A 26578-nucleotide genomic window follows, 5' to 3' on the forward strand; every position below is an offset into this window, starting at 1 on the left:
GAGGGCCGGAAGGCGACGCTTGCCGCCTTCCGCTATTGACTGGCCCATTACTTCACCGCTTTTCCCTTCAATAACTTTCTCACCCATAACCGATTCGGATTTAACGCCGCCAGCGTACCGGCATCCAGTGGAATCGGCTCGTTACTCATCTGCGCCGCCAGAATTTCTGCGCATAATGGCGCTGAGCACAAACCACGCGATCCCAGCGCGCCGAGCATAAATAAACCCGGATACACAGGCGCAGGCGCCGCCGACGTTTTATTATCGGCTAAATCGGCATAATGCGTCAGCGTGGCGTGGTAATCCGGGACATTGCCCACCATCGGCAGATGGTCGCGGGTGGCGCAACGCACGCCGCAACGGGCGCTGTTGCCGCTAACGTCAACCTCTGTGGCCCATTTCGCATCCGGAAAACAGTCAAGCAGACGCTGTCGGTTCTGACGCTGATCTTCTTCGCGCCAGACGGTGCTTTCATCGCCCCGGTGATAGCTGGCGCCAATACAGTGCTGCTGATTATGCGGATTTTGCGGCGTCAGATAGCCGTCGTAGCATAACACCTGACGCAACGCCGAGAGGGCGGGGGTGGTGGGAATATGACTGACCTGCCCCCCGACGGCATACACCGGTAGCGGCCGGGTCTGATCAAAACGGTTAATCTGATGGCCGTTCGCCAGGACGACGGTCTCATGGCTGGCGGTTTCACCTGACGTAAAGCGCAGTTGCCAGCGCGACTCCTGCGCAACGAGCGACGTGAGCGTATGGCGAAAGCGCGTTTGTAAACCCTGTTCGGTCGCCAGTGCGATGACTGCGCGAGTTAATTGTTCCGGGCACAGCCAGCCGCCTGCCGGATAGGTAATTCCTCCGCAGCGTGTCGTCACGCCAACCGCCTGTTCCGCCTCTTCGGCATCGAGCGCCGAGGCCAGTCCGGCGGGCAGCGCCAGGGACAGCATCTGGGCAATTTTCTGCTGGCTTTTCTCATCCCATCCGAGCTGCGTCACGCCGCACCAGTCATGATCAAAAGAGACGGGCAGGGCATCATACAGGCGACGGGCAAAGGTGAATGCGGTCGGGAAAAAGCGATTAATGGCGGCGTCATGTTTGCTAAGGAGCGGATAAAGCGCGCCCTGTCGATTACCGGAGGCGCCCTGGGCGGGCTGGTCGTCCGCGCAATAGAGCGTCACCTGCCAGCCGCGACGCAGTAACGCCAGTGATAACAGCGCGCTGGCGATGCCGCCGCCAATGATTGCCGTTTCACGTTTTTCGCTTCCGCTGCGGTAAAACCAGGGCGCGGAAAGGGTCGGCATGAGGTGTTGTTCCATCACTCCGCAAAGCATCTCGCGTTTACGTCCGAAGCCTTTGCGTTTTTGCATGGTAAAACCGGCTTCCTGTAATCCCCGACGAACGAAACCCGCCGAGGTAAACGTCGCCAGCGTTGCACCGGGCCGCGCCAGCCGCGCCATCGCGTTAAACAGGTTTGGCGTCCACATATCCGGATTTTTCGCCGGGGCAAAACCGTCGAGGAACCAGGCGTCGACTGTTTGATTCAGCGTGGCGTCCAGTTGGTCGGTCAGTTCATTAATATCGCCAAACCACAAATCCAGCGTCACCCGGCCCCGATCCAGCAATAGGCGGTGGCATCCCGGGAGCGGCAGCGGCCATTGCGCCTGCAGCTGCTCTGCCCAGGGCGCGAGCTCCGGCCAGTGTTGGTGCGCCAGCGCCAGATCGCCGCGCGTTAACGGGAATTTCTCAAAACTGATGAAATGTAGCCTTTTCAGCGTCGCTTGTGGGTGCGCAGAACGAAAGCTGTCAAACGCCTGCCACAGCGTCAGGAAGTTGAGTCCGGTGCCAAAACCGCTTTCCGCGACTATAAATAATGGATGTGAATGTACGGGAAATCGCTCCGCAAGACGATTGCCGCCAAGAAAAACGTAGCGTGTCTCTTCGAGTCCATTGTCATTAGAAAAATAGACATCATCAAAATCTCGGGAAACAGGTGTACCCTCAGCGTTAAATTCGAGTGTGGCGGGTTGTATGGCGTATTGTTTCACGTAAGTTACTCGTCTGACGGGCGGTATCGCGATCTTAACGATGTGTGCCTGAAGGCGCAAATTTCCGTACTAAATGGCTGATCGGACTTGTTCGGCGTACAAGTGTACGCTATTGTGCCAATCGAAACTTAAAAATAGTGCGAATTACAGAGGTATTGAATGAAACGTGCAGTGATTACTGGCCTGGGCATCGTTTCCAGCATCGGTAATAACCAGCAGGAAGTCCTGGCATCTCTGCGTGAAGGACGTTCAGGGATCACTTTCTCTCAGGAGCTGAAGGACGCCGGCATGCGTAGCCAGGTATGGGGCAACGTAAAACTGGATACCACTGGCCTCATTGACCGCAAAGTCGTGCGCTTTATGAGCGACGCCTCCATCTATGCTTATCTGTCTATGGAGCAGGCAGTGGCCGACGCCGGTCTGGCGCCGGAAGTCTATCAGAATAACCCGCGTGTCGGCCTGATTGCAGGTTCCGGCGGCGGCTCCCCGAAATTCCAGGTCTTTGGCGCAGACGCCATGCGTAGCCCGCGTGGTCTGAAAGCCGTGGGCCCGTATGTGGTGACGAAAGCAATGGCATCCGGCGTTTCCGCCTGCCTCGCTACGCCGTTTAAAATTTATGGTGTGAACTACTCCATTAGCTCCGCTTGCGCGACCTCCGCACACTGTATCGGCAATGCGGTTGAACAGATCCAACTGGGCAAACAGGACATCGTTTTTGCTGGCGGCGGCGAAGAGCTGTGCTGGGAAATGGCCTGTGAGTTCGACGCGATGGGGGCATTGTCCACCAAATATAACGATACGCCTGAAAAAGCGTCCCGTACCTATGATGCGCACCGTGATGGGTTTGTCATCGCAGGCGGTGGCGGTATGGTTGTTGTCGAAGAGCTGGAACACGCTCTGGCGCGCGGCGCGCATATCTATGCGGAAATCGTCGGTTACGGCGCAACATCCGATGGCGCAGACATGGTTGCTCCGTCTGGTGAAGGCGCAGTACGTTGCATGCAGATGGCGATGCACGGCGTAGACACGCCGATCGACTACCTGAACTCTCACGGTACCTCTACTCCGGTAGGCGACGTGAAAGAACTCGGTGCAATCCGTGAAGTGTTTGGCGATAACAGCCCGGCTATCTCCGCGACCAAAGCGATGACCGGCCACTCGCTGGGTGCCGCAGGCGTGCAGGAAGCTATCTACTCTCTGCTGATGCTGGAGCACGGTTTTATCGCGCCGAGTATCAACATCGAAGAGCTGGATGAGCAGGCCGCGGGCCTGAACATCGTGACCGAAACGACCGAGCGTGAACTGACTACTGTAATGTCTAACAGCTTCGGTTTTGGCGGCACCAACGCCACGCTGGTGATGCGTAAGTTGTAAGCCTGACTATTACGTTGTAGTATCAATAATGAAACAGGTCGCTAATGCGACCTGTTTTTTCATTCAGGGAACAACAAATTATATGGATATTCTATAAATGCCAACTAATACATTAGATAAAATTAGGCATAGTTTGAGTTGTGTGGCTGTTTTATTTGGTTTGCTTGGCATTTTTGTTTTTGCCTCATTTTCGCCTTCCTATGCCTGGCTTTATTTGGCAGGTCTGGCTGCGCCTTTTATATATAGTATTGTTTTTGTCTATGCGATTGCCGCCTGGAGTATTTATTCAAAGTATTATCCGTTTTTATCATTGGGCCGCTTATCATTTGTGGAATGTTTTTTTCCGGCGTTGGCCCTGGTGTGCCTTACCGTTCTCTACAATGCTTTTAGTGGCCCGGAACCCTGGATGGCCGAGTTATCAAGGCAATTTTTTCTTCATAAATTTCTTAACACGCTGGCGATGTGCTTTCTGGCTCCTGTGGCGGAGGAAATTATATTCAGAGGGTTTTTATTAAACAGCAGTATCGGTTGGGGTCGGTACTCAAGAGTTTCCGGTATTATTATTACCTCACTCGCTTTTGCATTTATGCATACACAATATCTCTTTGCGGTGACTTTTGTTTATCTGTTTGTTTTTTCATCGATATTATGCGTTGTTCGAATGAGAAGCCGTGGGCTAATGATACCGATAATACTTCATATTTTAAATAATGCCTGGGTTATTTTCGGCTTACTGTTTTCAGCGACGGAATAAGCGCCTGATGCAATAGGCGCTTTAACCTCTCCGGTACGAACAAGAGACCGATGGCGGTTCCCTTTTTTAATGCCTCTTATATTCCGGCGCGACTTTCGCTGACCAGGCCTCAGCCTGGGTGATGGCGCCTGCGTCATAAATCGGCTGTTCATAACCTTTATCAGCATCCCGAACGCGGTAAATTTTCCAGCGTCCCTCTTCCCAACGGGTATAAACTTCCAGGTGGATGGGCGTTGACTCTGTAGCCAACAGAACATCCACTTTTTCTCCGCCGAGGAAAGGGTGTGCCTTCCCAACCCGTAACTGTGGAATCCACTCTGGCGCATAGTCCTGCGCATACATAAAATAATCAGCCCCCACAATCTCCTGTTCATAAAGGGACTGTATTAGCGCCAGGCGATGAATAACCTCTTTAGCGACGTAACGTTGCATTAAGGCGGTGGTGTCGTCAGGGGGATTCACATCGTTCGTGAACGTCGTCATCCATGAGGTATAGAACTGCTTCACGGCCTGCGTACTGTCGTGATGAGGCGCAGAGCAACTACAAAGCAACAGGATAAGCGCGACAAGGGAGAACGTTTTCATTAATTCTTCCTGTAGATGGTATATGAGGGCCTGGCTGCCCGGTAGCCCGGGCCGGCCCACATATCGCGTTGTTTAAAATCTGAATACCACTCTGTGCCATCATATATCGCCATGTGACCACTCGGGTTTCCGCCAGCGTAAGGTTGAATAATGATGACGTCACCCTCGCGCGGCATTTCATAGGTACCAATAGCGGTGAATCCGGCGCTTCTTAACATTGGGCCATAATCTTTCGCATGATATGTATGCCCCAGCGTGATACCGCCCGCCTGAATTGCCTTTCGGGTAAATTCCGCACACCGGCCTTGAGAATGAGAACCTGCATGCGTTTTGGCATAATTAACCGCCATTCTTTTATCCCAACTCATAATGATTCCTGTTAATAAAATACATAATAGCAATGACGTAATGCTTTAACAGTATTTAATTCGGGAAGCATGACAAATAGTGCTATTACTATTTTCAATAGAATAAGTTTAAATATTTATTAATTGTTGAGATTGATAAGTTAGGGCCAATTTATTCAACATTAATTATTATTCTGCGGTATTGGCATCATTTTTTATTTGCATATCGCCATAGCGCGACGGCCAGATCTCCTGCGGCGTGATGCCAAGCGCGTCCGCAATAATCCGTTCGGCTCTCGGCCAGGAGCGGGTAAAGACATTGCGCAGTGAATCAGGTGATAAACCGGCCTGACGAGAAAGATCTCTGAGCGTAATACCTCTTTTTTCCAGTGCACTTTTAATATCTGCACGATGCCAGTCTTGGCTTTTTGGTTCCATTCTGTAATCCTAAGAAGATGTGTTATCGGCACCGATATTTTTAAAGTGAAAATTAGCGTGAGAAAAAGAAAGTTACTTTCTTTTTCACTCTAAGAATAGTGCCAGAAAGAAAGCAAAATTTCGCGCAAAAGAAGAAATATTTTTATTTCATCAGAGGAAAGGAAAGAAACCGATGGCAAAGGAATGGTTCACGGTTAAGGAATGTCTTGGCTTACCGGGGTTTCCGGGAAGCGAGCCTGCGGTTCGCGAACGTTTGTATAAGTACAGCGAAGGGAAAGAGGGTGTCAGGCGTAAGCGTGTTAAATCAAAGGCCGAGGAGTTTCATATATCTGTTTTCCCTCTTTATGTTCATCGTTATCTGGACGACAGCGGAGAGGAACCGACGCCAGAACCCATTTCCTTACAGGAAGCGGAGCCTGAAGATATCTGGGAGATGATGTTCAGGTTACTGACGCCAGAACAGCGCAAGCAGGTGACCGGACGGTTTAAGGTGAGAGGGATGAAAGCGGTCTTTCCCTTTCTGTTTGATGACACGCCGCCGCGTTGATACCCTGGCTGCAATTTCAAGGTTGACAAGTTTCGCGTCTCACAGGCAGACTTCACTCTCTACATTATCCTTCCGATAATGCGTAAGCGTTTAACGTTATCCAACGCACCTTAATCCTGACGTTCAGGTAGAGGGGGGCGTGGCCTTTCCCCGCCTTACTCTGCATTCTGGAGTAATGCATGACAGCAGTTAGCCAAAAAACAACGACCCCGTCTGCGAATTTTTCGCTGTTCCGCATCGCCTTTGCGGTTTTCCTGACCTATATGACGGTCGGCCTGCCGTTACCCGTCATCCCGCTTTTTGTCCATCACGAACTGGGCTATAGCAATACGATGGTTGGGATCGCCGTGGGCATTCAGTTTTTTGCGACGGTACTGACGCGCGGCTATGCCGGACGGCTGGCGGATCAATATGGCGCTAAACGATCGGCGTTACAGGGGATGTTTGCCTGCGGGCTGGCGGGCGCCGCCTGGCTCCTGGCCGCGCTGTTGCCGGTTTCCGCGCCGGTAAAATTCGCGCTGCTTATTGTCGGGCGCTTAATTCTCGGTTTCGGCGAAAGCCAGCTGCTGACCGGAACCCTGACCTGGGGACTGGGGCTGGTTGGCCCAACGCGTTCCGGTAAGGTGATGTCGTGGAACGGAATGGCGATTTACGGCGCGCTGGCGGCCGGTGCGCCGTTGGGCTTGCTGATCCATAGCCACTTTGGCTTCGCGGCGCTGGCGGGAACGACGATGGTTTTACCGCTGCTGGCCTGGGCATTCAACGGCACCGTGCGTAAAGTGCCTGCGTATACGGGGGAGCGACCTTCACTGTGGAGCGTGGTCGGGCTTATCTGGAAACCGGGCCTGGGCCTGGCATTGCAGGGCGTGGGCTTTGCCGTCATCGGTACGTTTATTTCACTTTATTTTGTCAGCAATGGCTGGACGATGGCGGGATTCACCCTGACCGCGTTTGGCGGTGCGTTTGTACTGATGCGCATGTTGTTCGGTTGGATGCCGGACCGCTTTGGCGGCGTGAAGGTCGCCGTTGTCTCATTGCTGGTTGAGACGGCAGGACTGCTGCTCTTGTGGCTGGCGCCGACGGCCTGGATAGCGCTGGTAGGCGCGGCGCTCACCGGGGCAGGGTGTTCACTGATTTTCCCGGCGCTGGGCGTGGAGGTTGTGAAACGCGTACCTGCACAGGTACGCGGTACGGCGCTCGGCGGCTACGCCGCGTTTCAGGATATCTCCTACGGCGTTACCGGCCCGCTGGCGGGCATGCTGGCCACGTCATGCGGCTATCCTTCCGTATTCCTCGCGGGAGCGATCTCCGCGGTGGTTGGCATCCTGGTGACGATATTATCGTTCCGGCGTGGTTAAGAAACCAGCCAGAAAAGCGCCAGTACAATTATTAGCGCGATAAACAACAGGCCTGGTCGCGCAGACAGATTTTTCACGGTTTCAATCATCGGCGCGAACGGGCGGTAGATGGGTTGAATAGAGAGCGGTTCCAGCTCATTCGCCTCCCGCTCTACGCGACGCAGGAAAATATGGTTAAGTAAGTCCTGCACCTGGGCGGTGGTCAGCACCGTTTGCGGCTGAATTTGATAAGTGTGTTGGGCATACTCTTTGATCGCTGTGAGCTCGTCTGGCTCAAGCGGTTGTTTTAACGCAGCCTGCAGCGTATGTAGCGTAGGCGCGTGTTGTAGTGACAGCGTCTGCCGCGCCTGTAGCCATGTCGCCAGATGGGTAAACTGCTTTGCCGGAATGAGCTCGCCGCTTTTCACGCCGGAGAGTTCCAGCATTGATTGCCAGATAAGTTTGTTTGACTCGCCGGTCGCGGCCGCCAGCTTCGTCACCAACTGATTCAACGTATTATGTTCAGCAGGCAATAATGGCCGATCCGTTGCCGGACGTTGCTGCGGCTGCGGAATGGAAAGCTGCCCCTGTTGCAGGAGCGTCAGTACGTTTTTGAGTTGATCGGGCGTAAGCTGGCTAAGCGCGGTTTGACCGTATTGCTGACGGATAAAATCGCTGACGGCCTGACGATTATTCCCGACGCCAAGCAGCTCTGTTAGCTGTGAAAGTACCTGACGATTGGCGTGATTTTGCTGCGCTACGCCCAGACGCTGGGTAAGATTCTGTTCAGCGGCGGGGAAGTGGCGCGACAGTAGCGGCGCGTCATTTTTTATCCCCAGATCGTGTTTCATTCCGGCCCATACTTCCGCGCTTTGCTGCTGGGTCAGTGAAATCAGGCGCGTGATCAGCCTTTCCAGTACCGTACGCTGTTGCATGGAAAGCGGCTGCTCGCTCGCAGCGGAAAGAGGATTACGCCCTTCGCCTGGAGGCTGTGCAGGGGCACCGGAGATGGGATGCATAATTAATTATCCTTTAACCATAAATCTGAGCAATATATGCCTGGCGGCCAGATTATGGCACACTTGTTCGGTTAACTCTCGTTCTCAAACAGGTACGACAGTCGTGAAAATTCTCGTTGATGAAAATATGCCTTACGCCCGCGAATTATTTAGCCGCCTGGGTGAGGTAAAGGCAGTGCCGGGTCGCCCGATCCCCGTTGAAGAATTGAACCATGCCGATGCGTTAATGGTGCGTTCGGTCACGAAAGTGAATGAATCGCTGCTGAGCGGCACGCCGATTAACTTCGTTGGTACTGCTACGGCAGGCACCGATCATGTGGATGAGGCATGGCTGAAGCAGGCGGGCATCGGTTTTTCAGCCGCGCCCGGCTGTAATGCTATCGCCGTGGTGGAGTATGTGTTTTCCGCGCTGTTGATGCTGGCCGAACGTGACGGCTTTTCGTTACGCGATCGCACTATAGGGATTGTCGGCGTGGGTAACGTCGGAAGCCGGCTACAGACCAGGCTTGAAGCGTTGGGTATCCGCACGTTGCTGTGCGATCCGCCACGCGCCGCACGCGGGGACGAGGGTGATTTTCGTACGCTGGATGAGCTGGTGCAGGAAGCGGATGTCCTGACTTTCCATACGCCGCTTTATAAAGACGGACCGTACAAAACGCTGCATCTGGCCGATGAGACGCTGATCCGTCGACTGAAACCCGGCGCCATTCTCATTAACGCCTGCCGCGGTCCGGTGGTGGATAACGCCGCGTTGTTGGCGCGACTTAATGCCGAGCAGCCGCTGAGCGTGGTGCTTGATGTGTGGGAGGGCGAACCGGATCTTAACGTCGCGCTACTGGAAGCCGTGGATATCGGCACGTCGCATATTGCCGGCTATACGCTGGAAGGCAAAGCGCGCGGCACCACCCAGGTCTTTGAGGCGTATAGCGCGTTTATCGGTCGCGAGCAGCATGTCGCGCTGGAGACATTACTGCCTGCGCCTGAGTTTGGTCGTATTACGCTTCACGGCCCGCTGGATCAACCGACGCTGAAAAGACTGGCGCATTTGGTGTATGATGTGCGCCGCGACGATGCGCCACTGCGTAAAGTCGCTGGAATTCCGGGTGAATTTGATAAATTGCGTAAAAATTATCTTGAGCGCCGTGAATGGTCGTCTTTATACGTGATGTGTGACGACGAAACGGCAGCCGCCTTGCTGTGTAAGCTAGGTTTTAACGCTGTTCATCACCCGGCACATTAATGTCTTCTTAATGCTCCCTGTCGAATAATGCGACAGGGACGCTTATGTATTTCTGGAGTAAATCACCATGTCTGAAGGCTGGAACATTGCCATTCTGGGCGCAACGGGCGCCGTAGGCGAAGCCCTGCTTGAAACACTGGCTGAACGCCAGTTCCCGGTCGGTGAAATTTATGCGTTGGCGCGTCATGAAAGCGCGGGCGAGCACCTCCGTTTTGGTGGCAAGTCGGTCATTGTCCAGGATGCGGCGGACTTTGACTGGACGCAGGCGCAGTTGGCGTTTTTCGTTGCCGGCGCAGAGGCATCGGCTGCCTGGATAGACGACGCGACCAATGCAGGCTGCCTGGTGATAGATTCCAGCGGTCTGTTCGCGCTGGAGCCTGATGTGCCGCTGGTCGTGCCGGAAGTTAACCCGTATGTACTGGCGGATTACCGTAACCGTAACGTGATTGCGGTCGCCGATAGTCTGACCAGTCAACTGCTCGCGGCGCTCAAGCCGTTAATCGATCAGGGGGGACTGTCGCGCATCGCCGTCACCAGTATGTTATCAGCGTCCGCACAGGGGAAAAAAGCGGTCGATGCGCTGGCCGGACAGAGTGCGAAGCTGCTTAACGGCATACCGATTGATGAAGATGATTTCTTTGGCCGCCAGTTGGCGTTCAATATGCTGCCGCTGCTGCCGGATCGTGAAGGCAGCGTGCGCCAGGAACGTCGTATCGTCGATGAAGTGCGTAAAATTTTGCAGGACGATGGCGTGATGATCTCCGCCAGTGTCGTGCAGTCGCCGGTGTTCTATGGCCATGCGCAGATGGTGAGCTTTGAAGCGCTCCGTCCGCTGGCGGCGGAAGAGGCGCGCGAGGCGTTTTCCCGCGGTGAAGATATCGTACTGTCAGAAGAGACGGATTACCCGACGCAGGTGGGCGACGCTTCCGGCAATCCACAGCTTTCTATTGGCTGTGTGCATAATGATTACGGTATGCCGGAACAAATTCAGTTCTGGTCAGTGGCGGACAACGTGCGTTTCGGCGGCGCGCTGATGGCCGTTAAAATTGCGGAGAAGCTGGTGCAGGAGTATCTGTACTGATGTCCGGACAGCAATCATCGCCGGTCTATAAAATTGCGCTGGGTATTGAGTACGACGGCAGCAAGTATTATGGCTGGCAGCGTCAGAATGAAGTGCGCAGCGTGCAGGAAAAGCTGGAAAAAGCGCTCTCGCAGGTGGCAAATGAACCTATTAACGTGTTCTGCGCCGGGCGTACCGATGCCGGCGTTCACGGCACCGGGCAGGTTGTCCATTTCGAAACGACCGCATTGCGCAAAGATGCGGCATGGACGCTGGGGGTAAATGCGAATTTGCCTGGTGACATTGCCGTGCGCTGGGTGAAAACTGTACCGGATGATTTTCACGCGCGATTTAGCGCTACGGCTCGCCGTTATCGCTATATCATCTACAATCATCGACTGCGTCCCGCGGTATTAGCAAAAGGCGTGACGCATTACTATGAGCCGCTGGATGCAGAGCGGATGCATCGCGCGGCGCAGTGTCTGCTTGGCGAAAATGATTTTACCTCGTTTCGTGCGGTGCAGTGCCAGTCGCGCACGCCGTGGCGTAATGTGATGCACATCAACGTTACCCGCCACGGCCCTTATGTGGTGGTCGATATCAAAGCGAATGCCTTTGTTCATCATATGGTCAGGAATATTGTCGGCAGCCTGCTGGAAGTAGGCGCTCACAACCAGCCGGAGAGCTGGATCGCAGAGCTGTTAGCGGCCAGGGACAGAACGCTGGCGGCGGCAACGGCGAAGGCGGAAGGGCTATATTTGGTTGCGGTAGATTACCCTGACCGGTTTGACCTTCCAAAACCGCCAATGGGCCCGCTATTTCTTGCGGACTAATCCGAATCGCACACCCGAAACGTGTCGGGTAGAAAGGCAAAGACAAATATGGACCTGATCTACTTTATTATTGATTTTATTCTGCACATCGATGTGCATCTGGCGGAGCTGGTCGCGGAGTACGGCGTCTGGGTGTACGCTATTTTGTTTTTGATTCTGTTTTGTGAAACCGGCCTGGTCGTCACGCCGTTCCTGCCGGGCGACTCGCTGCTGTTTGTCGCCGGGGCGCTGGCTTCGCTGGAAACCAACGATCTCAATGTGCATGTCATGGTGGCGTTAATGCTGATCGCCGCAATTGTCGGCGATGCGGTAAATTACACGATTGGTCGACTGTTCGGCGAAAAACTGTTCAGTAATCCGAATTCGAAAATTTTCCGCCGCAGTTATCTGGATAAAACCCACCAGTTTTATGAAAAACACGGCGGTAAAACTATCATTCTCGCTCGCTTCGTGCCGATCGTCAGAACCTTTGCGCCGTTTGTGGCAGGGATGGGGCACATGTCCTATCGGCATTTTGCCGCTTATAACGTCATCGGCGCGCTGCTGTGGGTGCTGCTCTTTACCTACGCCGGTTATTTCTTCGGTACGATACCGTTGATTCAGGATAACCTTAAGCTGCTGATTGTGGGGATTATCGTGGTTTCGATATTACCTGGCGTCATTGAGATTGTCCGGCATAAGCGCGCTGCGTCGCGTGCCGAAAAATAGAAAGTAACTCAGCGGTTCGACCACTTTTTTATCCAAAGTTTCGGGCTGTTATGTTTTAATGTGCAACATTCATGGTCTGTTGGGGGCAAAAATGGCATTATGCGCCCCTTATAATAAAGCTGACTAAGGTTCAGGCAGAAAGGTCACCAATGAGCTGGATTGAACGAATTAAAAGCAACATTACTCCCACCCGCAAGGCAAGCATTCCTGAAGGGGTGTGGACCAAGTGTGATAGCTGCGGTCAGGTTTTATACCGCGCTGAGCTGGAACGTAATCTTGAGGTCTGTCCTAAGTGTGACCATCATATGCGCATGTCGGCGCGCAATCGCCTGCATAGCCTGTTAGATGAAGGTTCCCTTGTGGAGTTGGGTAGCGAGCTGGAGCCAAAAGACGTGCTCAAGTTCCGCGACTCCAAAAAATATAAAGACAGACTGGCGTCCGCGCAGAAAGAAACCGGCGAGAAAGACGCGCTGGTGGTCATGAAAGGGACGCTTCACGGTATGCCGGTTGTCGCCGCCGCGTTTGAATTCGCGTTCATGGGCGGCTCAATGGGGTCTGTCGTTGGCGCACGCTTCGTTCGTGCCGTTGAACAGGCGCTGGAAGACAACTGTCCGTTAGTGTGTTTCTCTGCTTCCGGCGGCGCGCGTATGCAAGAAGCGCTGATGTCGCTGATGCAGATGGCGAAAACCTCGGCGGCGCTGGCTAAAATGCAGGAACGTGGTCTGCCCTACATCTCGGTATTGACCGATCCGACAATGGGCGGCGTTTCCGCCAGTTTTGCGATGCTGGGCGATCTCAACATCGCCGAGCCAAAAGCCCTGATTGGCTTCGCCGGCCCGCGCGTTATCGAACAAACCGTTCGCGAAAAACTGCCGCCGGGATTCCAGCGCAGTGAGTTCCTGATCGAAAAAGGCGCTATTGATATGATCGTCCGCCGCCCGGAAATGCGCCTGAAGCTGGCGAGCATTCTGGCGAAGCTGATGAATCTGCCCGCGCCGAACCCGGACGCCCCGCGTGAAGGCGTGGTGGTGCCTCCGGCGCCGGATCAGGAGTCTGAGGCCTGATAACTGAAAAGGGCAGGGCCGCAGGCTCTGCCCTTTTGCTTTTCACCGTAAAGAAGCAGCGGAATCAATGAAAAACAAATCTATACCTCAAGCTGCGTCGCCCCTGGCCTCGTGGCTTTCTTATCTGGAAAACCTGCACAGCAAGAGTATCGATTTAGGCCTTGAGCGCGTAAGCCAGGTGGCAGCGCGTCTGGACATCCTCAAGCCTGCGCCGTTCGTTTTTACCGTGGCGGGAACCAACGGTAAAGGTACGACCTGTCGAACGCTGGAGTCGGTGTTAATCGCGGCGGGATACCGTGTGGGCGTCTATAGTTCGCCTCATCTGGTACGTTACACCGAGCGCGTGCGCGTGCAGGGGAAAGAATTAGCGGAATCCGCGCATACCGCGTCCTTTGCGGAAATAGAAGCGGCGCGCGGCGATATTTCATTGACCTATTTTGAATATGGCACGTTGTCGGCATTGTGGCTGTTTAAACAGGCTAACCTTGACGTGGTGATTCTGGAGGTCGGGTTGGGCGGGCGCCTGGACGCCACGAACATTGTGGATGCCGATGTAGCGGTAATTACCAGCATCGCGCTTGACCATACTGACTGGCTGGGGCCGGATCGCGAAAGTATCGGCCGCGAGAAGGCCGGGATTTTTCGCGCGGAAAAAACCGCTATTGTCGGCGAACCGGAAATGCCGGCAACCATCGCGGATGTCGCGCAGGAGACCGGCGCGCTGTTGCGGCGTCGCGGCGTTGACTGGCGTTATGAGGTGACAGCGACCCAGTGGGCGTTTACCGATGGCGACGGCACGCTTGCCGGACTGCCGTTGCCGCAGGTTCCCCTGCCGAATGCCGCCACCGCTCTGGCCGCGCTGCGCGCCAGCAGGTTGAACATTGACGAGCAGGCGATTCGCGACGGTATTGCGCAGGCTACCTTGCCGGGACGTTTTCAAATCGTGAGTGAGTCGCCGCGCGTTATCTTTGATGTCGCCCATAATCCCCACGCGGCGGAATACCTGACGGGTCGTCTGAAAATGTTGCCGAAACGCGGGCGCGTGCTTGCGGTGATTGGTATGCTGCATGATAAAGATATCGCCGGCACGTTAGCCTGGTTGAAAAGCGTGGTTGACGACTGGTATTGTGCTCCGTTAGAGGGGCCGCGCGGCGCGACGGCGGAACAACTTCTGGAACATCTGGGGAAAGGGAATGTCTATGATAGCGTCGCGCAGGCATGGCAGGCCGCTATCGACGCGGCGCAGCCAGAAGATACCGTGCTGGTGTGCGGATCGTTCCACACCGTCGCACATGTTATGGAAGTGATAGACGCGGGGAGAATCGGTGGCGAGTAAGTTTCAGAATCGTTTAGTCGGCACGATTGTGTTAGTCGCGCTGGGGGTTATTGTGCTTCCCGGTCTGCTGGACGGACAGAAAAAGCATTATCAGGATGAATTTGCTGCGATTCCACTGGTACCGAAGCCTGGCGACCGCGATGAGCCGGATATGATGCCTGCCGCAACGCAGGCGCTGCCGACACAGCCGCCGGAAGGGGCGGCTGAAGAGGTGCGGGCGGGAGATGCGGCAGCGCCGTCTCTGGACCCGTCGCGCATGGCGTCTAACAATGTCGAGCTTGATCCGATACCGGTGGAGACGCCTAAACCGAAGCCGGTTGAAAAACCGAAGCCGCAGCCTAAACCGCAACAGCCGGTTGTCGTCGCTTCCACGCCGACGCCCGCGCCGAAACCGGCCGCCGACGATAAACCTGCGCCGACCGGCAAAGCTTATGTCGTACAGTTGGGCGCGCTGAAAAACGCGGATAAAGTCAACGAGATAGTCGGCAAGCTTCGTTCCGCCGGGTTCCGGGTTTATACTTCCCCCTCAACGCCGGTACAGGGTAAAATAACCCGTATTCTCGTCGGGCCGGATGCGTCGAAAGATAAGATGAAAGGATCGCTTGGCGAGCTCAAGCAGATTTCCGGGTTAAGCGGCGTGGTGATGGGATATAGCCCGAACTAAGGCGCGTTTTGCCTGAGCGTGCAGCGTTAAAGCCTACGGTGTTCATCTGGTAATAGCCGAAGTTCTGTAGGCTGGATAAGGCGTTTACGCCGCCATCCGGCAGAAGGAATAAACCTGGTATCCTGCGCTTATCAGGCCGATGGCAGCTCTTCTGGTCGTGCCCGAAGAGATAAAAAGTGTGATGGCGTTGAATATTTTTTCAGCGCCATTTTTATTTACGCGTGGGAAGGAAATCCCTACGCAAACGTTTTCTTTTTCTGTTAGAATGCGCCCCGAACAGGACGACAGGGCGTAAAATCGTGGGACATCTATGGTCTGGATTGATTACGCCATTATCGCGGTGATTGCTTTTTCCTGTCTGGTTAGCCTAATCCGCGGCTTTGTTCGTGAAGCGTTATCGCTGGTGACGTGGGGTTGTGCTTTCTTTGTCGCCAGTCACTACTACACTTACCTGTCTGTCTGGTTTACGGGCTTTGAAGACGAACTGGTTCGTAATGGGATTGCTATCGCGGTACTGTTTATCGCGACGCTTATCGTCGGCGCTATCGTGAATTTTGTGATAGGTCAGCTAGTAGAAAAGACCGGCCTGTCGGGAACTGACCGGGTGTTGGGGATCTGTTTCGGCGCACTGCGAGGGGCGCTGATTGTCGCCGCCATTCTGTTCTTCCTTGATACCTTTACCGGCTTGTCGAAAAGCGAAGACTGGAGCAAATCGCAGCTCATCCCGCAGTTCAGCTTCATCATCAGATGGTTCTTTGACTATCTGCAAAGCTCGTCGAGTTTCTTGCCCAGGACGTAACAGGTTCTGAGATGTGGCTTAACGAGGAAAATGACGTATGTGCGGTATTGTCGGTATCGCCGGTGTTATGCCGGTCAACCAGTCGATTTATGACGCGTTAACAGTGCTCCAGCATCGAGGTCAGGATGCTGCCGGTATCATCACCATTGATGCGAATAACTGCTTCCGCTTGCGTAAGGCAAACGGACTGGTGAACGATATTTTTGAAGCTCGCCACATGCAGCGTTTGCAGGGCAACATGGGGATTGGCCATGTACGCTACCCTACCGCAGGCAGCTCCAGCGCTTCGGAAGCGCAACCTTTTTACGTTAACTCGCCGTATGGCATCACGTTGGCCCATAATGGCAACCTGACTAACGCGCATGAGCTACGTAAAAAGCTGTTTGAAGAAAAGCGCCGTCATATCAACACCACCTCCGATTCCGAAATCCTGCTCAATATTTTCGCCAGCGAGCTCGACAACTTCCGTCACTATCCGCTGGAAGCCGACAATATTTTTGCCGCGATTGCCGCGACCAACCGTCAAATTCGCGGCGCCTATGCCTGCGTGGCGATGATTATCGGTCACGGTATGGTGGCTTTTCGCGATCCGCACGGCATTCGCCCATTAGTGCTGGGCAAGCGTGACGTTGGCGATGGTCGTACGGAGTATATGGTCGCTTCTGAAAGCGTGGCGCTGGATACGCTGGGCTTTGAATTCCTGCGCGATGTCGCGCCGGGCGAAGCTATCTATATTACCGAAAAGGGGCAACTGTTCACGCGCCAGTGCGCGGATAACCCGGTCAGTAACCCCTGTCTGTTTGAGTACGTTTATTTTGCTCGCCCGGACTCCTTTATCGACAAGATCTCCGTCTACAGCGCTCGTGTGAATATGGGCACCAAACTTGGCGAAAAAATCGCTCGTGAATGGGAAGATCTGGACATCGACGTCGTGATCCCTATCCCGGAAACCTCCTGCGATATCGCACTGGAAATTGCCCGTATTCTCGGCAAGCCGTACCGCCAGGGATTTGTCAAAAATCGTTACGTGGGACGTACCTTTATCATGCCGGGCCAACAGCTACGCCGTAAATCCGTGCGCCGTAAGCTCAATGCTAATCGCGCGGAATTCCGCGATAAGAACGTCCTGCTGGTGGATGATTCCATCGTGCGTGGCACCACATCAGAGCAGATCATCGAGATGGCCCGGGAAGCCGGCGCGAAGAAGGTTTATCTGGCGTCCGCCGCGCCGGAAATTCGTTTCCCTAACGTCTATGGCATTGATATGCCGACCGCCAATGAGCTGATCGCGCATGGTCGCGAGGTGGATGAGATTCGTCAGATCATCGGCGCAGACGGGCTTATCTTCCAGGATCTAAACGATCTGATCGAAGCCGTACGCGCGGAAAACCCGGATATCCAGCAGTTTGAATGTTCGGTATTTAACGGGGTATATGTCACCAAAGACGTAGACCAGCAATACCTCGACTTCCTGGATTCATTACGTAATGACGACGCCAAAGCGGTGCTGTTCCAGAACGAAATGGAAAACCTGGAAATGCATAACGAAGGCTAATGGCTTTGCCAGCGGCGCAATGCCGCTGGCCGATGTCAATTACGCACCACGCCGAAGCGAATAGCGTATTTTTGTACTTTGTACTGTAACGTGGTGCGCGATACGTTAAGGCTGCGGGCCGCGGCGGCAATATTCCCCTGATGCGTATCCAGCGCGGTTTCTATTAAATGCCTTTCGTAGTTGGCAACCCGTACCTCCAGCGACCCTTCATACTGTGGATCGGGTGACGAGGGAAGGGGATTTTCCGGCGCGGTTTCCGGTACGCCTAAATTTAACTCGTCCTGTTCAAAAATGATGTGTTTCAGCAGCCCGTCTTTTTCCTGCATGATCATGCTGCGTACAATCGCGTTTTCCAGCATCCTGACATTACCCGGCCAGGCGTGATTGAGCAGATCAGCACGCGCCGTCTCGCTTAATCCGTGAATGTCCTGCGGCACGTCATTACGGTATTTATCAATAAAATAATTCGCCAGTAAGGGAATATCTTCCGGGCGGGCGCGCAGCGGCGGTAACGTCAACATTCCGACGCTCAACCGATAAAAAAGATCTGCCCGCAGACGTTCTTGTTGAATTAATTTGACGGGCGCTTCGTTCATGGCGGCAACGATCCTGACATCAGAGTGGAGTTGCTGTTGTCCGCCGAGCCGCCAGAAGGTTTTATCCTGCAAGAATCGCAGCAGCTTACTTTGCATCTCTATCGGCATGGCGTTCAGCTCATCAAGAAAGAGCGTTCCCCCGTTTGCCAGTTCCAGATAGCCCTGGCTATTTTCCGCGCCGGTATAGGCGCCGCGCACGGTGCCGAAAAGCGTACTTTCGATAAGCGTAGGCGGTAGAGCGCCGCAGTTCAGGGCGATAAATGGTTTATTCGCCCGCTTGCTGCATTGATGGATCAGGCGGGAAAATAGCTCCTTACCCGTTCCCGTCTCCCCGACAATCGTCACCGGAATATTACTGGCGGCCAGCCGTTTGGCTTTGGCGATATTACTGAGCATTTCCGGGTTTTCGGTAATAATGGCATGGTGCTTCTCATGGTGATCGGCATACAGCAGTTGGTTCAGTTCTACCACCTGCTCCTGGAGCCGCCTGACGCCAGACATATTCCTGCCGATTTCGATAACGCCGACCATGCCGCCATCGCTTGCATAGAGCGGCGCGGTGGTGTGCTGATAGTCAACGGCCTGGCCTCGCGCATTGTAATAAATTTGATAATGGCCAATGTATTCCACGCCTTTTTTTAACGATGAAAGCATCGTACTTTGGGTCTCTTTCATGCCCGGATAGACATCCAGCATATGTTTTCCCATTGCCCGTTCAATGCTGTAGCCGTCCAGATCCGCGCTTTCCTGATTGTAGTAAACGTATTCACCACGCTCATTAATGACGGCCAACGGCTGATGAATCAAATCGAAAAAGCGGGAAAACATCCTGAGCGCCGAGGCCAGTTCCTGATTGGTGGATGCCATACACGCATTCCTCATATCTATTGTTCATGTTGTCATTATAAAATTGACGAATTTTCGTCGTTGTGATGAATAGCAAACTCAATGACGAAAATGAGAAAAAGCTTATTTTTATAAGTAGTTGATTATTTTGATAAAAAATAGTGGCATGCCTTTTGCTTTATCCCTGTAAAGAATGCGGATTTTTACCATAAACATTAAGCAGAGGGCGTTATGACTGACTCGATTATGCAGAATTACAACCAGCTACGTGAGCAGGTAATCAACGGCGATCGCCGTTTCCAGCACAAAGACGGTCATTTGTGTTTTGAAGGGGTCGATCTGGACGCACTGGCGCGCCAGTACCCCACGCCGTTCTATGTGTTTTCTGAGCCGGAGATTATTCGTAACATTCATGAAATCCAGCAGGCATTTGCGGCGCATAAAAATACCAAAACCTTCTTTGCGTCAAAAACCTGCTCGGTCATGGGGGTGTTGAAAGCCATTCGTGACGCCGGAATTTGCGCGGAGGCAAACTCACAATATGAGGTTCGCAAGTGCCTGGAGATAGGCTTTCGCGGCGATCAGATCGTCTTCAACGGCGTGGTGAAAAAGCCTGCCGATCTGGAATATGCCATCGCCAACGATCTGTATCTTATTAATGTTGATAGCCTGTATGAGCTGGAACATATTGATGCCATCTCTCGCAAGCTGAAGAAAGTCGCCAATGTTTGCGTCCGTGTAGAGCCGAATGTTCCCTCGGCGACGCATGCGGAACTGGTTACCGCTTTCCATGCGAAGTCAGGTCTCGACCTGGAACAGGCGGAAGAAACCTGCCGCCGCATTCTGGCGATGCCTTATGTGCATTTGCGCGGCTTGCATATGCATGTGGGCGATCAGGTGCCGGAGTCAGAGCCTTTCGCAAAAGCGACTAAAGTGCTGGTGGATGAATCCCGTCGCCTGGAAGAGGTGCTCGGTATTAAATTTGATTTGATCAACGTGGGCGGCGGAATTCCGGTTCCCTATAAATATGACGACGAGAATGGCGACCCGTTAAAAGATAATATGTATGCCGGTATTACCGCCCAGGATTTTGCCGATGCGGTCATTCGCGAAGTGCATAAATGGCGTACCGATGTGGAAATATGTATTGAACCGGGACGTAAAGTGACCGGGTCGGCGGCGGTTTTACTGACGGAAGTCTCCTGCGAAAAACGTAAAACAAATTACGATCTTAACGGCAATGTGGAATGCCACGTTGAATGGAAATTTGTCGACGCTGGTTACAGCGTACTCTCTGACAGCCAGCATTTTGACTGGTTCTTTTATGTCTATAACGCCTCTCGCATGACGGCAGCGCACGACGCCTGGATAAAATTAGCCGGGCCGCTGTGTGATGGCGGAGATTATTTCCACATGGGAGTGAAAGGCGAAGAGTTTTTACTGCCGAAGGAGACTCATGTTGGCGATATTGTCGCGTTTCTTGATGCCGGGGCATACACCATTGAAAGTCAAACCGTTTATAACAACCGTCCGCGCACGGGCGTGGTGATGATCGATAAAAATGGTGAAACGCGTCTGATTCGTCGGGAAGACAGTTACGAAGACATGGTCAAGTACGACATTTATTAATACTGTTTTGGGCTTCAGTTTCATGCTGAAGCCCGTCGTCAGATGATAAGAAGAGGGCAGTGATGCCTGAATGCATAACAGGAGATGGCCATGAGTAACACGAATTCTGGCTTACTTGGCATCAAAGACATTGTCTTTATGAATGTCATCGCTATTCTGAGTTTGCGGCAAATCCCTAACGTGGCGCCTTACGGGGCATCGGCCATGTTGCTATGGGTGATAGCCGCATTCTGCTTGTTTTTTCCTTTAGCGATGGTATGCGGCGAGCTGTCAACCGGCTGGCCGAAAGATGGCGGGATATTTGTCTGGATTAAAGAGGCATTTGGTAAACGTATTGCATGGATTGTCGTGGTTTGTTTTCTCTTTTCCTGCGTACTGTTTTTCCCATTAATGCTGCAATTCGGCTTTACCGCGTTGGGCTATATGATCGGCGGCGGCCTGGCGGAAAATAAAGCATTTATCGGTATTGGTTCCGCGGTAATTTTCTGGCTATTAACGCTGATGAATATCCGCGGGATGGAATGGACAAAAATTATTAATAGCATCAGCGCCTGGTGCGGCGTATTTATTCCCTCCGCCATCCTCATTTTACTGGCGGTGGTATGGCTATGTACCGGACACCAGATGCAGACGGACTACACTACAGCGAAAAACTGGATTCCGGATCTCGGACACTGGGATACGATCGTTTTCTTATCCAGCATGATGTTTGCGTTTGCCGGACTGGAGGTCGCCCCGATGATTGCCGGGCGTACCCGTAATCCACAGCGTGATTTTCCGCGAGCGATGGCCGTCTCCGCCGCCGTTATCGTTGGGATCTATATGGTCGGCACCTGGGCGCTAAACACGCTTTTACCCGCCGGGAAAACCGACATCGTGGCAGGCGTCATGCAGGCTATGCATGCTGCTGCGGACACGCTGCATATGCCGTGGTTAATTCCTGTTATGGCCATCTGTATGTTTTTTGGCGCACTCGGGCAGATTAACTCCTGGCTGGTGGGGCCGATTTATATGCTCCAGGAAGCCTCGCGTGAAGATAATCTGCTGGGGGACCGAATCGGCAAATTACATCCGGTGTGGAAAACGCCCGCCTTTGCCTTGACTGTACAGGCGATTATTGTCACGGTCCTGTGTTTTTCGACTTTTATTTCGCCAAGCGTTGCGGCGGCTTACTGGATGTTAACGGCGCTAACGACCATCACCTATTTTATTCCTTATCTGGTGATGTTCCCGGCGTTCTGGCGTTTACGTAAGACTCAGCCGGATACGCCAAGAAGTTTTAAAATTCCGGGCAAGGTTTTACCAGCTATTTTACCCGCGCTGGGTTTTCTTTCTATCGCCTTTGCCGTTGCGCTGTTATTTATTCCGCCTTCTCAAATTGATATGGGCGGATATTTCCAGTACGCCGGGAAGATTATTGGCGGAGCCGTGCTGGCGGTTGTCGTCGCGGAGTACATTTACCATCGGGCGCAGAAACGTAATGCCCGTTTAAGCATGGCGGGAGGAAAATAAAATGTATATGCCAGTTCTGGAAATAAATCTACGCAAGCTGGAAGAAAACGCCCGCACGGAAAAAGCTCTGCTGGCAAGCAGCGGTATTGACGTGATGGCTGTCAATAAAGTTTTTGACGGCTGCGTGGAAACCGCGCAGGCGGTATTCAACGGTGGAATTACCGTTATTGCTGAATCACGAACCTATAATTTGAAAAAAATACGCGAGACAGGATGTACGACCTGCCTGTTACGCAGCCCGTGTCTGAGTGAAATCGAAGATGTGGTGCGCTACGCGGATATTAGTTTAAATAGCGAGCCGGTGGTATTACGGGCATTATCGCAGGAAGCCCAACGCCAGGGGAAAACGCATCAGGTATTACTGATGGTGGATATGGGCGATTTACGCGAGGGTATCTGGTTTGGTGAATATCAACGCATTCTTGAGACCGTGACTCTGATTACTGGTCTGCCCGGTCTGGAATTATATGGACTGGGCACCAACTTTAATTGTTACGGCACCGTGTTGCCAACGGTAAAAAATGGCGAGGATTTTCTGGCGCTGGCCGCCCGGCTGGAAGCCGACAGCGGTATTCCTGTCCGGCGGCTTTCTGCGGGAAATTGCACCAGCTATCACCTGCTGGATAAAGGTATCTGGCCGCAGGGGCTGAATCATCTGCGCATCGGCGGACTGCATGAATTCGGCATTGAATATGTGGACATGAAATACCTGAATGAATTTCACCACTCCGCAAAACCGGTCGATAAAGCCTGTTCCGATATGTATATCCTGGAAGCGGAAATCATCGAACTGAACAGTAAACCGACCGTCCCGGTCGGGGTGCTGGGCGTCGATGCCTTTTTGCAAAGTAAAACCTTTGTCGATCGTGGCATACGCCGACGCGCATTGCTGGCGTTTGGGCGCCAGGATGTGCCGTCGGATAACTGTGTGCCATGCGACGACGCTATCACTATCTTAGGGCAAACCAGCGATCATACGCTGGTGGATATTGAAGATTGTCGTCAGTCGCTAAAAGTAGGCGATGTGGTTCGCTTTGAGCTGGATTATACGGGCCTGTTAATGGCCTGCCAGACCAAAGGCGTCGCCTGGAGGTTTACGCGTTAACGCATAACCGCCGCGGCTATGTCGCGGCGGCATCTTTGACCTCACGAAAGACAGGGAGTAACGATGGATACCCTGCAACAATCACCGCCAGCAGAGCCTGAAGGCGGTCTGCGGCGTAACCTGAAGAAACGGCATCTGCTGATGATGTCGCTGGGCGGCACGATTGGCACCGGCTTATTTATCGGCATTGCCGAACCGTTAAGCAGCGTCGGGCCGGCGGGAACCTTACTGGCCTATCTGTTTGCCGGAACCATTATGCTGGCAACGATGATGTGTCTTGGCGAATTATCATGCGCCTTTCCTCACTCCGGTTCATTTCAACATTACGCGCTGATGTTTATGCCGTCACCTTGCTGGAGCTATACCATTGGCTGGCTTTACTGGTTTAGCTGGGTCTTTTCCCTGGCAGCCGACCTCACTGCCGCAGGGTTTATTGCTCACCAGTTTTTCCCCGCGGTTCCGGTATATATGTTCTGCCTGGCGATTCTGCTCATCCTGACGGCTATCAATCTCACCTCCGCAAAAAGTTTTGGCGAATGCGAATACTGGCTTTCGGCCATTAAGGTCTTCGCGATCGTGCTGTTTATCTGCGCGGGCGGGGTCATGATCTACTCGCTAATGGGCCATAGTGACTGGCACCCGACGTTAAAAATAGACGGAATGTGGTTTCCCCACGGTTGGGAGCAAATTGTGGTCTGTATGACGATCGTGATTTACTCCTTCCAGGGGGTGGAACTGGTAGGAAATGCGGCAGGGGAGACCGAATCGCCGCACATTATTTTACCGAAAGTGATCCTGGGGATCGGTCTCAGAATCATTTTGTTTTACGGCCTGGCGATTGCGGTGCTGGCGCTGGTCTATCCGCATGAACTGACGCCAAATGGACAAAGTCCCTTTGTATGGGTATTCTCCCACGCGGGCATTCCGGGGGCGGATACGCTGATGACGCTGGTGATCTTTTCCGCCGCGGTTTCTGCCGCTAACTCGGCCATTTACGCCAGTTCGCGTATGCTGTGGTCTATGGCGGGCGATCGCTTTGCGCCAGCCTGCTTTGGTAAAACGAACGGCGGCGGCGTGCCGGTGTATGCTATTTTAATCACGGCCTTGCTGGCGTTGGTGTCGTTGCTGACCCGCTATATTCCCGCACAGCAATTTTATTTATATCTGATCGCCAGTACCGGGCAGGTGGGTTGCCTGGCATGGATAACCATCGGATGGTGCCAGTATCGCTTCCGACAATCGGTGCGTAATGGAACGTACGCCAGCGATTTGCTACGCTATCGATCGCCGCTTTTCCCCTGGACGGCCCGATTTGTCATTATCACCAATTTTGCCATTATGGTCGGCACCTGGTTTAGTGAGCAAGGGGTAGTGATAATGTTGGTTGAGCTGGCTTTTATGATAGGGATTCTTTTGTCATGGTATCTCTTCAGACCCACTTTGAGCCGATTACGTAACACAGTGGGATGAACGGCGCTCGTAAACGGTAAGAGAACATGAAACGACTCATTGTAGGAATTAGCGGCGCCAGCGGAGCGATTTATGGCGTGCGCTTATTACAAATTTTGCGCGATGTCGATAGCGTGGAAACGCATCTGGTGATGAGCCAGGCGGCCCGGCAAACGCTGGCGCTGGAGACCCATTTTTCGCTGCGCGAGGTGCAGGCGCTGGCCGATGTGACGCACGATGCGCGCGACATTGCCGCCAGCATTTCCTCGGGCTCTTACCCGACGGCGGGAATGGTTATCTTGCCCTGTTCGATTAAAACGCTGTCTGGGATTGTCCACAGTTATACTGACGGACTGCTTACCCGCGCGGCGGATGTGATATTAAAAGAGCGGCGACCTCTGGTGCTGTGTGTGCGCGAAACGCCGCTGCATATCGGGCATTTGCGTTTAATGACCCAGGCCGCTGAGATAGGCGCGGTGATTATGCCGCCGGTTCCGGCTTTTTATCATCTTCCTCAGACGTTAGATGATGTTATAAATCAAACGGTTAACCGAGTTTTGGATCAGTTTGATATCCCCCTTCCGCACGATCTTTTTGTTCGCTGGCAGGGCGCATAGCGTTGTCTGTTTAGCGTGCATTATTGTCCCTGTTGCCCTGTTTCAGGGCAATTTTGTAACCGCGATCATATCCTCAACATTTAATTCGTTAAAAGCCGCCGAAACGCTGCGGTTCAACCGTCATACCTGCTATCTTCAACATCAGGACAATATTGCAACGTTTTATTAACAAATTTAACGTCGAATCGTTTTGCTGACGTGAAAATGGCATAAGACCTGCATGAAAAAGTCTGCAAACACACAACACCACGTAAAACATAAGAAAATAACGCTACTTGAGGGGTATGTATGAAGAAGACCGTTCTCGCTTTGTCTTTGCTGATAGGTCTGGGCGCGACGGCGGCCAGTTACGCCGCGCTTCCGCAAACGGTTCGTATTGGAACAGATACCACCTACGCGCCTTTCTCATCGAAAGATGCCAAAGGCGACTTTATTGGCTTTGATATCGATCTCGGTAATGAAATGTGTAAGCGTATGCAGGTGAAATGTACCTGGGTCGCCAGCGACTTTGATGCGCTTATTCCCTCACTAAAAGCGAAAAAAATTGATGCCATTATTTCATCGCTCTCTATCACCGATAAACGCCAGCAAGAAATTGCGTTTTCCGACAAACTTTACGCGGCGGATTCACGCCTGATTGCGGCAAAAGGGTCTCCCATTCAGCCGACGCTGGAATCGCTGAAAGGCAAGCATGTCGGCGTGCTGCAAGGGTCCACGCAAGAGGCTTACGCCAATGATAACTGGCGCACTAAAGGTGTGGATGTGGTGGCTTATGCCAACCAGGATCTTATCTATTCCGATTTAACCGCCGGTCGTCTGGATGCCGCATTGCAGGATGAAGTCGCCGCCAGCGAAGGATTCCTGAAGCAGCCAGCGGGCAAAGAGTATGCGTTTGCCGGTCCTTCCGTGAAGGATAAAAAATATTTTGGCGACGGGACGGGGGTTGGGCTGCGCAAAGACGATACCGAGCTAAAAGCCGCGTTTGATAAAGCGCTGACCGAACTGCGCCAGGACGGAACTTACGACAAAATGGCCAAAAAGTACTTCGATTTTAATGTCTACGGCGATTGAGGGAAGGGGATAACGCGCCGCGATGGGGAACTATCACGGTGCAAA

General features: G+C 53.1%; 25 protein-coding genes. 19 read left to right on the forward strand and 6 right to left on the reverse strand.

Annotated elements, in window-relative coordinates; genetic code table 11:
• Positions 1-47: 47 nt before the first annotated feature.
• Positions 48-2048, reverse strand: coding sequence for a bifunctional tRNA (5-methylaminomethyl-2-thiouridine)(34)-methyltransferase MnmD/FAD-dependent 5-carboxymethylaminomethyl-2-thiouridine(34) oxidoreductase MnmC (gene mnmC / locus ACLJRE_RS17050; protein WP_000816078.1), 2001 nt, complete (start codon positions 2046-2048; stop codon positions 48-50).
• Positions 2049-2207: 159 nt separating this feature from the next.
• Between mnmC and fabB the strand changes: the two genes are divergently transcribed.
• Positions 2208-3422, forward strand: a complete 1215-nt coding sequence (gene fabB, locus ACLJRE_RS17055; RefSeq protein ID WP_000817161.1) for a beta-ketoacyl-ACP synthase I — start codon at positions 2208-2210, stop codon at positions 3420-3422.
• A 97-nt stretch (positions 3423-3519) separates the two neighbouring features.
• Positions 3520-4176, forward strand: coding sequence for a CPBP family intramembrane glutamic endopeptidase (locus ACLJRE_RS17060; protein WP_001142909.1), 657 nt, complete (start codon positions 3520-3522; stop codon positions 4174-4176).
• 66 nt (positions 4177-4242) lie between these two features.
• Here ACLJRE_RS17060 and ACLJRE_RS17065 read toward each other — a convergent pair whose 3' ends face one another.
• From ACLJRE_RS17065 to ACLJRE_RS17075, 3 genes are all read right to left on the reverse strand, one after another.
• Positions 4243-4761 (reverse strand): YbjP/YqhG family protein, encoded by a 519-nt coding sequence (locus ACLJRE_RS17065; protein ID WP_023212346.1) that lies wholly within the window; start codon positions 4759-4761, stop codon positions 4243-4245.
• Positions 4761-5129 carry an NlpC/P60 family protein gene (locus ACLJRE_RS17070; protein WP_000118256.1) on the reverse strand — a complete coding sequence of 123 codons (369 nt, stop codon included), beginning with the start codon at positions 5127-5129 and terminating at the stop codon, positions 4761-4763. The genes ACLJRE_RS17065 and ACLJRE_RS17070 overlap by 1 nt, the downstream gene beginning before the upstream one ends.
• A gap of 168 nt (positions 5130-5297) precedes the next feature.
• On the reverse strand, positions 5298-5546 hold the full coding sequence (locus tag ACLJRE_RS17075) for a transcriptional regulator (protein WP_000433429.1): 249 nt from the start codon (positions 5544-5546) through the stop codon (positions 5298-5300).
• Between the two features lie 172 nt (positions 5547-5718).
• On the opposite strand from ACLJRE_RS17075, the gene ACLJRE_RS17080 reads away from it, so the two are divergent.
• A complete protein-coding gene (locus ACLJRE_RS17080; protein ID WP_001051266.1) occupies positions 5719-6093 on the forward strand; it encodes a hypothetical protein in 375 nt (124 codons plus the stop codon).
• 179 nt (positions 6094-6272) lie between these two features.
• Complete coding sequence (locus ACLJRE_RS17085; protein ID WP_000127731.1) at positions 6273-7451, forward strand: MFS transporter; 1179 nt, start codon at positions 6273-6275, stop codon at positions 7449-7451.
• On the opposite strand, the gene flk is transcribed toward ACLJRE_RS17085, so the two are convergent.
• Positions 7448-8449, reverse strand: a complete 1002-nt coding sequence (gene flk, locus ACLJRE_RS17090) for a flagella biosynthesis regulator Flk (RefSeq protein ID WP_000553396.1) — start codon at positions 8447-8449, stop codon at positions 7448-7450. The genes ACLJRE_RS17085 and flk overlap by 4 nt on opposite strands.
• Positions 8450-8552: 103 nt before the next feature.
• On the opposite strand from flk, the gene pdxB reads away from it, so the two are divergent.
• The 9 genes from pdxB to purF all read left to right on the forward strand — a co-directional run bounded on the left by pdxB (position 8553) and on the right by purF (position 17708).
• Positions 8553-9689 carry a 4-phosphoerythronate dehydrogenase PdxB gene (gene pdxB / locus ACLJRE_RS17095; RefSeq protein WP_023212347.1) on the forward strand — a complete coding sequence of 379 codons (1137 nt, stop codon included), beginning with the start codon at positions 8553-8555 and terminating at the stop codon, positions 9687-9689.
• A gap of 67 nt (positions 9690-9756) precedes the next feature.
• Entirely contained in the window at positions 9757-10770 is a 1014-nt protein-coding gene (locus tag ACLJRE_RS17100; RefSeq protein ID WP_001289141.1) for an aspartate-semialdehyde dehydrogenase, read from the forward strand.
• Positions 10770-11582 (forward strand): tRNA pseudouridine(38-40) synthase TruA, encoded by an 813-nt coding sequence (gene truA / locus ACLJRE_RS17105; protein WP_000016631.1) that lies wholly within the window; start codon positions 10770-10772, stop codon positions 11580-11582. The genes ACLJRE_RS17100 and truA overlap by 1 nt, the downstream gene beginning before the upstream one ends.
• A 48-nt stretch (positions 11583-11630) precedes the next feature.
• Positions 11631-12290 carry a DedA family protein gene (locus ACLJRE_RS17110; protein ID WP_023212348.1) on the forward strand — a complete coding sequence of 220 codons (660 nt, stop codon included), beginning with the start codon at positions 11631-11633 and terminating at the stop codon, positions 12288-12290.
• A gap of 149 nt (positions 12291-12439) precedes the next feature.
• Positions 12440-13354: an acetyl-CoA carboxylase, carboxyltransferase subunit beta gene (accD, locus tag ACLJRE_RS17115; protein WP_000118383.1), complete on the forward strand. Its 915-nt coding sequence runs from the start codon at positions 12440-12442 to the stop codon at positions 13352-13354.
• Between the two features lie 67 nt (positions 13355-13421).
• Positions 13422-14690 (forward strand): bifunctional tetrahydrofolate synthase/dihydrofolate synthase, encoded by a 1269-nt coding sequence (gene folC / locus ACLJRE_RS17120; protein ID WP_000792285.1) that lies wholly within the window; start codon positions 13422-13424, stop codon positions 14688-14690.
• On the forward strand, positions 14680-15354 hold the full coding sequence (gene dedD / locus ACLJRE_RS17125; RefSeq protein WP_000157041.1) for a cell division protein DedD: 675 nt from the start codon (positions 14680-14682) through the stop codon (positions 15352-15354). Before folC ends, dedD begins: the two co-directional genes overlap by 11 nt.
• 310 nt (positions 15355-15664) lie before the next feature.
• Positions 15665-16153 (forward strand): colicin V production protein, encoded by a 489-nt coding sequence (cvpA, locus tag ACLJRE_RS17130; RefSeq protein WP_000262102.1) that lies wholly within the window; start codon positions 15665-15667, stop codon positions 16151-16153.
• Between the two features lie 37 nt (positions 16154-16190).
• Positions 16191-17708, forward strand: coding sequence for an amidophosphoribosyltransferase (gene purF / locus ACLJRE_RS17135; protein ID WP_000334205.1), 1518 nt, complete (start codon positions 16191-16193; stop codon positions 17706-17708).
• 35 nt (positions 17709-17743) lie between these two features.
• Here the strand turns inward: purF and ACLJRE_RS17140 are convergent, their stop codons facing one another.
• Positions 17744-19171 carry a sigma-54 interaction domain-containing protein gene (locus ACLJRE_RS17140; RefSeq protein ID WP_000168925.1) on the reverse strand — a complete coding sequence of 476 codons (1428 nt, stop codon included), beginning with the start codon at positions 19169-19171 and terminating at the stop codon, positions 17744-17746.
• Positions 19172-19381: 210 nt separating this feature from the next.
• Between ACLJRE_RS17140 and ACLJRE_RS17145 the strand changes: the two genes are divergently transcribed.
• The 6 genes from ACLJRE_RS17145 to argT all read left to right on the forward strand — a co-directional run bounded on the left by ACLJRE_RS17145 (position 19382) and on the right by argT (position 26533).
• Complete coding sequence (locus tag ACLJRE_RS17145; protein WP_000132306.1) at positions 19382-20779, forward strand: diaminopimelate decarboxylase family protein; 1398 nt, start codon at positions 19382-19384, stop codon at positions 20777-20779.
• Positions 20780-20869: 90 nt separating this feature from the next.
• Positions 20870-22291, forward strand: a complete 1422-nt coding sequence (locus ACLJRE_RS17150) for an APC family permease (protein ID WP_000072512.1) — start codon at positions 20870-20872, stop codon at positions 22289-22291.
• A gap of 1 nt (position 22292) precedes the next feature.
• Positions 22293-23396 carry an alanine/ornithine racemase family PLP-dependent enzyme gene (locus tag ACLJRE_RS17155; protein WP_015406425.1) on the forward strand — a complete coding sequence of 368 codons (1104 nt, stop codon included), beginning with the start codon at positions 22293-22295 and terminating at the stop codon, positions 23394-23396.
• Positions 23397-23459: 63 nt separating this feature from the next.
• The gene (locus ACLJRE_RS17160) at positions 23460-24866 is read left to right on the forward strand and encodes an amino acid permease (RefSeq protein ID WP_000380353.1); all 1407 of its coding nucleotides are present in this window, start codon (positions 23460-23462) and stop codon (positions 24864-24866) included.
• A 26-nt stretch (positions 24867-24892) separates the two neighbouring features.
• A complete protein-coding gene (locus ACLJRE_RS17165; RefSeq protein WP_000825682.1) occupies positions 24893-25462 on the forward strand; it encodes a UbiX family flavin prenyltransferase in 570 nt (189 codons plus the stop codon).
• Positions 25463-25750: 288 nt separating this feature from the next.
• Positions 25751-26533, forward strand: coding sequence for a lysine/arginine/ornithine ABC transporter substrate-binding protein ArgT (gene argT, locus ACLJRE_RS17170; RefSeq protein WP_000754418.1), 783 nt, complete (start codon positions 25751-25753; stop codon positions 26531-26533).
• Positions 26534-26578: the final 45 nt, after the last annotated feature.

It is taken from the genome of Salmonella sp. SAL04157 (assembly GCF_046551635.1).
GTDB classification, from domain to species: domain Bacteria; phylum Pseudomonadota; class Gammaproteobacteria; order Enterobacterales; family Enterobacteriaceae; genus Salmonella; species Salmonella enterica.

Bases quoted from the DNA above. Each gene is read 5' to 3' on its own strand.
- fabB (WP_000817161.1), top strand. From the start codon at position 2,208: ATGAAACGTGCAGTGATTACTGGCCTGGGCATCGTTTCCAGCATCGGT.
- ACLJRE_RS17060 (WP_001142909.1), top strand. From the start codon at position 3,520: ATGCCAACTAATACATTAGATAAAATTAGGCATAGTTTGAGTTGTGTG.
- ACLJRE_RS17065 (WP_023212346.1), bottom strand. From the start codon at position 4,761: ATGAAAACGTTCTCCCTTGTCGCGCTTATCCTGTTGCTTTGTAGTTGC.
- ACLJRE_RS17070 (WP_000118256.1), bottom strand. From the start codon at position 5,129: ATGAGTTGGGATAAAAGAATGGCGGTTAATTATGCCAAAACGCATGCA.
- ACLJRE_RS17075 (WP_000433429.1), bottom strand. From the start codon at position 5,546: ATGGAACCAAAAAGCCAAGACTGGCATCGTGCAGATATTAAAAGTGCA.
- ACLJRE_RS17080 (WP_001051266.1), top strand. From the start codon at position 5,719: ATGGCAAAGGAATGGTTCACGGTTAAGGAATGTCTTGGCTTACCGGGG.
- ACLJRE_RS17085 (WP_000127731.1), top strand. From the start codon at position 6,273: ATGACAGCAGTTAGCCAAAAAACAACGACCCCGTCTGCGAATTTTTCG.
- flk (WP_000553396.1), bottom strand. From the start codon at position 8,449: ATGCATCCCATCTCCGGTGCCCCTGCACAGCCTCCAGGCGAAGGGCGT.
- ACLJRE_RS17100 (WP_001289141.1), top strand. From the start codon at position 9,757: ATGTCTGAAGGCTGGAACATTGCCATTCTGGGCGCAACGGGCGCCGTA.
- truA (WP_000016631.1), top strand. From the start codon at position 10,770: ATGTCCGGACAGCAATCATCGCCGGTCTATAAAATTGCGCTGGGTATT.
- ACLJRE_RS17110 (WP_023212348.1), top strand. From the start codon at position 11,631: ATGGACCTGATCTACTTTATTATTGATTTTATTCTGCACATCGATGTG.
- accD (WP_000118383.1), top strand. From the start codon at position 12,440: ATGAGCTGGATTGAACGAATTAAAAGCAACATTACTCCCACCCGCAAG.
- folC (WP_000792285.1), top strand. From the start codon at position 13,422: ATGAAAAACAAATCTATACCTCAAGCTGCGTCGCCCCTGGCCTCGTGG.
- cvpA (WP_000262102.1), top strand. From the start codon at position 15,665: ATGGTCTGGATTGATTACGCCATTATCGCGGTGATTGCTTTTTCCTGT.
- purF (WP_000334205.1), top strand. From the start codon at position 16,191: ATGTGCGGTATTGTCGGTATCGCCGGTGTTATGCCGGTCAACCAGTCG.
- ACLJRE_RS17140 (WP_000168925.1), bottom strand. From the start codon at position 19,171: ATGGCATCCACCAATCAGGAACTGGCCTCGGCGCTCAGGATGTTTTCC.
- ACLJRE_RS17145 (WP_000132306.1), top strand. From the start codon at position 19,382: ATGACTGACTCGATTATGCAGAATTACAACCAGCTACGTGAGCAGGTA.
- ACLJRE_RS17150 (WP_000072512.1), top strand. From the start codon at position 20,870: ATGAGTAACACGAATTCTGGCTTACTTGGCATCAAAGACATTGTCTTT.
- ACLJRE_RS17155 (WP_015406425.1), top strand. From the start codon at position 22,293: ATGTATATGCCAGTTCTGGAAATAAATCTACGCAAGCTGGAAGAAAAC.
- ACLJRE_RS17160 (WP_000380353.1), top strand. From the start codon at position 23,460: ATGGATACCCTGCAACAATCACCGCCAGCAGAGCCTGAAGGCGGTCTG.
- ACLJRE_RS17165 (WP_000825682.1), top strand. From the start codon at position 24,893: ATGAAACGACTCATTGTAGGAATTAGCGGCGCCAGCGGAGCGATTTAT.
- argT (WP_000754418.1), top strand. From the start codon at position 25,751: ATGAAGAAGACCGTTCTCGCTTTGTCTTTGCTGATAGGTCTGGGCGCG.